The 285-nt window shown below is 57.5% G+C and carries 1 rRNA gene; it reads right to left on the bottom strand.

Annotated features, from left to right (window positions below):
• Position 1: 1 nt before the first annotated feature.
• A 23S ribosomal RNA gene (locus QSK25_RS45275) occupies positions 2-285 on the bottom strand; the annotation flags it as partial.

The following is a 285-nucleotide window of genomic DNA, read 5'->3' as shown; positions in this document are numbered from 1 at the left end:
CGGTATTCTCTACCTGACCACCTGTGTCGGTTTGGGGTACGGGCCGCGTGAAAGCTCGCTAGAGGCTTTTCTCGGCAGCATGGGATCACTCTACTTCGCCTCAATCGGCTACGCATCACGTCTCAGGATATATGCCTGGCGGATTTGCCTACCAGACTCCCTACACGCTTGCACCAGTACTACCACTCACTGGCGGAGCTACCCTCCTGCGTCACCCCATCGCTTGACTACTACAAGTTCAGGTCCCGCGCTCCACAGTCCCCTAGCTCCCGAAGGAGTTTCGGA

The sequence above is a fragment of the Lentzea sp. NBRC 102530 genome (genome assembly GCF_030269365.1).
Lineage (GTDB): Bacteria > Actinomycetota > Actinomycetes > Mycobacteriales > Pseudonocardiaceae > Lentzea.
Note: the sequence above shows the minus strand (reverse complement) of the source record. Positions and strands in the feature narration are given on the sequence as shown.